General features: G+C 64.5%; 4 protein-coding genes. All 4 read right to left on the minus strand.

Annotation, left to right across the window (positions count from 1 at the left end):
• Window positions 1–84 precede the first annotated feature (84 nt).
• The 4 genes from GSQ79_RS11930 to GSQ79_RS11945 all read right to left on the minus strand — a co-directional run bounded on the left by GSQ79_RS11930 (window position 85) and on the right by GSQ79_RS11945 (window position 4,240).
• Window positions 85–1,281 (minus strand): IS91 family transposase, encoded by a 1,197-nt coding sequence (locus GSQ79_RS11930; RefSeq protein WP_158808938.1) that lies wholly within the window; start codon window positions 1,279–1,281, stop codon window positions 85–87.
• Window positions 1,282–1,284: 3 nt separating this feature from the next.
• Window positions 1,285–2,187 carry a tyrosine-type recombinase/integrase gene (locus tag GSQ79_RS11935; protein ID WP_158808939.1) on the minus strand — a complete coding sequence of 301 codons (903 nt, stop codon included), beginning with the start codon at window positions 2,185–2,187 and terminating at the stop codon, window positions 1,285–1,287.
• Window positions 2,188–2,431: 244 nt separating this feature from the next.
• The gene (locus tag GSQ79_RS11940) at window positions 2,432–3,064 is read right to left on the minus strand and encodes a TetR/AcrR family transcriptional regulator (RefSeq protein ID WP_158808940.1); all 633 of its coding nucleotides are present in this window, start codon (window positions 3,062–3,064) and stop codon (window positions 2,432–2,434) included.
• 12 nt (window positions 3,065–3,076) lie between these two features.
• On the minus strand, window positions 3,077–4,240 hold the full coding sequence (locus GSQ79_RS11945) for an MFS transporter (RefSeq protein WP_256379019.1): 1,164 nt from the start codon (window positions 4,238–4,240) through the stop codon (window positions 3,077–3,079).
• Between the last annotated feature and the right edge of the window lie 95 nt (window positions 4,241–4,335).

Here is a 4,335-nt window from a genome sequence, read left to right on the forward strand (position 1 = left end):
ACGCGAGCAGGCGCACAAAGACGCACGAAAGCGGTCGCCGAGGCCGCCGCGCCAAGACGTGAGAGATGTGTCGGTCGTGCCGGGTCATGACGTCACCGATCCGGGCGGCGCGGCGGCGGCCGGCGGCGCGCGCGGTTGCCTGCCGCGATCGAAGGTCTCGATGATCGTCATGCGCCCGCCGCAGCATGGACAGAGGGGCTGCGGATCGGGCTTCTGGTCTGGCTTGAGCGTCTTCGTCGCTTGCGGCGCCGCAAGCAGCTCTCGGGCGCGCGCGAGGTTGGCCTTGCGGCCGGCGCTGGCGAGCAGGCCGTGGTGGCGGATGCGGTGGAAGCCCTTGGGCAGGACATGCAGGAGGAAGCGGCGGATGAACTCGTCGGTTGCGAGCGTCATGGTTTGATGCCGCTCGGTCCCGCCGCGTCGATAGTCCTTGTAACGGAAGGTGATGCCGGTCTCGTCGAGCGAGATGAGCCGTCGGTTCGAGATGGCGACGCGGTGCGTGTAGCGCGCGAAATAGGCGAGTACAGCTTCGGGTCCCGCGAACGGGGCCTTGGCGTAGACGACCCATGTCTTCTTTCGAGCCAGCTTCAGGTAGCGCAGGAAGGCGCGTCGATCGTCGAGATGGGCATGAGGGCCGAAGAAGCGAAGCCGACCGGCGGCATGGAGGGCGTGCAGTCCGGTCAGGAACAGCCGGCGGAACAGCTTCGACAGAACCCGAACCGGCAGCAGGAAGGCTGGCCGCGCCGCGATCCAGCGCCGGCCATCGGGCGCGATGCCGCCGCCGGGCACGATCATGTGGATGTGCGGGTGGTGGGTCAGTGCCGAGCCCCACGTATGCAGCACGGCGGTGATGCCGATGCGCGCGCCAAGATGACGGCGGTCGGCAGCAATCGTCATCATCGTCTCCGATGCCGCCTTGAACAGCAGGTCGTAGATCACCGCCTTGTTGTGCCAGGCGATGGCGGCGACCTCGGCAGGCAGCGTGAAGACGACATGGAAGTATCCGACCGGCAGCAGGTCGGCCTCCCGCGCCGCTAACCAGTCGCGCGCCGCGGCTCCCTGGCACTTGGGACAGTGCCGATTGCGGCAGCTGTTGTAGGCGATGCGGACGAAGCCGCAGTCGTCGCAAGCGCCGACGTGACCACCGAGCGCAGCGGTACGGCAGGTCTCGATCGCCGACATGACCTTGAGCTGGGCGAGGCTCAGGTGGCCGGCATGGGTCGCGCGATAGCCAGGGCCGTGGCGGCGCAGGATGTCGGCAACCTCTAGCGATAACGCCACCACGCGTCAGGCGCCGCGCGTTCCTCCGATCAGCATGGCTATCTTGTCGAGCGGGCTTGTCACGGTCCTCACCATCCGCGTCGCGACACGCGTATAGAACGCCGTGTTGTCGAGCTTGGCGTGGCCGAGCAGCGCCTGGATAACGCGAATGTCGACGCCGTCTTCCAACAGGTGTGTCGCAAAGCTGTGGCGCAGCGTATGGGGTCCGACCCGCTTAGCGATGTTGGCTGCGTGCGCCGCCTCGACGACGATCCGATGGAGCTGCCGGGTGCTGATGGGCTTGCCGGCGTGCTGGCCTGGAAATAGCCAGCCCTTGGGGTGCATCACGCCTTGTTGCCGGCCGACCGTCCACCATTGACGCAGCAGGGCAAGCATGTACGCTGAGAGCATGGCGTTGCGATACTGCCCGCCTTTGCCGCGCCCGATCCGGAGCAGCATACGCTCGCTGTCGATGTCGCTGACCTTCATGCCCGAGACCTCGGCAACGCGCAGACCCGCGCCATAAGCGACCGACAGCGCGGCCTGATGCTTGAGGCAGGTTGTTGCGCTGAGCAAGCGGCCGATCTCCTCGGGGCTCAGCACGATCGGCAGCTTGCGCGGATGGGTCACCCGAACCAGCCTGCGGGATAGATCGGGACGGTCGAGCGTGTGCGTGAAGAAGAACCGCAGCGCCGCGACGATGCCGTTCATCGTCGGCACCGGGACGCCGGCCTCGCGCTGCTCGACTTGGAAGCGGCGCAGATCCTCCGCCGTGGCCGTGTCGGGCAAGCGCCCCAGGAACGTCGCGAAGCGTCCCACATCGCGGATGTAGTTGCGTTGGGTCTCGTGCGAGAACCGGCGCATGGTCATATCGTCGATCAATCGCTGGCGCAGCGGGCTGATCGGGGCGGCAAGAGTGACCTCGTTCATCGTAAGCTCCTCAAGTTAGGGAGCCGCGATGGTCTGCCCACGCCAGAGATCGCTCAATCGAAGCACAATCGTTGCGACTTTACCTCCCTCTCGACATGCGCACCTTCCCGCGAAGCGGGTTCGTTCTCCGGCCAGAGGCAGACATCTGTAGACACAGCAGGCCCTGACCTAAGACTCTGTGTCCACTAAAAATGTCATTGGGCTTTGGCGCGGCATTCTCGAGCACGGTAAGGCGCATCTCTGATCACCTTCGAATGATTATCGGAACCGTCGCGATGAAGCTTTCTAGAGGCTTAGGCGAACCGCTCAGCTTCATCCTCAACAACGCGCCTTCCCAGCCGTTCACGAGCGTTGACGAGACCTCTTCCACGTGAAGATCGCTTCTCACCTCGCCCTCATGGCAAGCTGCTGTTAGGAACGAGGCAACATCCTCCTCAAAGGATTGCAACCCCTGCTGCACCGCCTTCGCGATGGCTGGAACAGCCTCGTCGTTGATCTCGGCGGCAAGATTGCCGAGCAGGCATCCGCGCCTGAAGTTCGTCGCGCGCCGCGCTTCCATGCGTTTATGGAAATATCGCTTCAGGCGGGTGACCGTGGGGCGGTGGCTCGGCGCGTCCGGCAGCAGGTCACGTTTGCGCCGGGCGGTGGCCTGCTCCACGTACTCCGCCACCGCAGCGACGATCATCGTCTCCTTCGTCGGGAAGTGATAGAAAACCGACCCTTTGGGCGTGCCTGCGGCTTCCGCGACCAGGGCCATCGAGGTCGCGCCGTAGCCGCGATCCCAGACGTGCTCCAGGCATGCCTCGACGAGCCGCCGTTTCGTCAGCTTTCCGTTGGCTCGTGTCCGTAGGCCCGCGTCGTCGTCCGTCTCGTCCATCGCATGTCCAGTTCAGATGTCCGCCAGTCGGATCTCTGGCGAAGCGATCGAAGTCTTGCCTTCGGAGAAGCTTTTCGACGGGTTGCCAGGCCTCTGGTCCCTTACCACGAGCAGGGTCAGCCCTGCGCCGATCAGAGCCAGCATCGATAGGAGGTAGAGACCGCCTTCGAAGGAGCCGTAGGCGTTCCTGGCCCATCCTATCGCGACCGGACCGACAAGGCCCCCGAAGTAGCCGATGGCGTTGATGAAGGCGATGCCCCCTGCAGAAGCCCTGCCTTTCAGGAAGGTTGGCGGAATGGTCCAGAGGACCGGTGTGATGGCGGAATATCCGATGGCCGCGATCGTGAAGCAGAACAGGGAGAAGATGGTGCCTGGGTGCAGCGCCGCACCGCAGATGCCAAGGCATATGGCGAAGAAGGCGACGACCAGGTGCCAGCGCCGATCGTTCCGGCGATCGGAACTCTTCGCCCAGGGTATCGTCGTCAGAGCGGCGATCGTCGAGGGGATCGCAATCGCGATCGCCGCTTCGGTGGGCGTGTAGGATCGAGAGACCATTTGCGGCAGGAAGAACGTCACGCCGAAGAAACAGACGGACCGCAAAAACCAGATCGCGCTGAGCCCCACCACCCGCCAGTCCGTGACGGCCTGCAGGAGTTTCGACGCCACCTTGTCGTGGCCCTGGTGATCCCGCTTTAGGTGCGACACGAGCGCCGACTTCTCCTCGTCGCTCAGCCAGGGCGCGTCCTCCGGTCGATCGACGAGTCTGGCGTAGACGAGGATGCCAAGGCAGACGGCGGGCACCCCTTCGGCGATGAAAAGCCATTGCCATCCGTGCAGTCCGAGGAGGCCGTCCATCGCCAGGAGCGGCGCCGATAGCAAGGAACCGAGGCCGGTGCTTAGCGGGACGGCCAGGAAGAACACCGCTGTCAGACGGCCGCGGTATTCGTTGGGGAACCACTGCGCCATGAAGAAGATGATGCCGGGGAAGAAGCCCGCTTCGGCGATTCCGAGCAGGAAGCGGAGCACGATCAGACTCGTCGGACCGCTCGCCAGCGCCGTCGCCGCCGACAGCATGCCCCAGGTGATCATGATGCGGGCGATCCAGCGTCGCGCGCCGACCTTCGCAAGCGCCAGGTTGCTCGGGATTTCGAAGGCCGTGTAAGTGAAGAATAGTATGCCGGCGGCCTACCCGTAGATATAAGGCGTTAACGCCAAGTCCCGCATCATAGTAGGCGCGGCGAAGCTTATGTTTACTCGGTCGAGGTTCGCGA

Origin of the sequence: Beijerinckia sp. L45, assembly GCF_009765775.1 — a bacterium.
GTDB lineage: Bacteria > Pseudomonadota > Alphaproteobacteria > Rhizobiales > Beijerinckiaceae > RH-AL1.

Bases quoted from the DNA above. Each gene is read 5' to 3' on its own strand.
- GSQ79_RS11935 (WP_158808939.1), bottom strand. From the start codon at position 2,187: ATGAACGAGGTCACTCTTGCCGCCCCGATCAGCCCGCTGCGCCAGCGA.
- GSQ79_RS11940 (WP_158808940.1), bottom strand. From the start codon at position 3,064: ATGGACGAGACGGACGACGACGCGGGCCTACGGACACGAGCCAACGGA.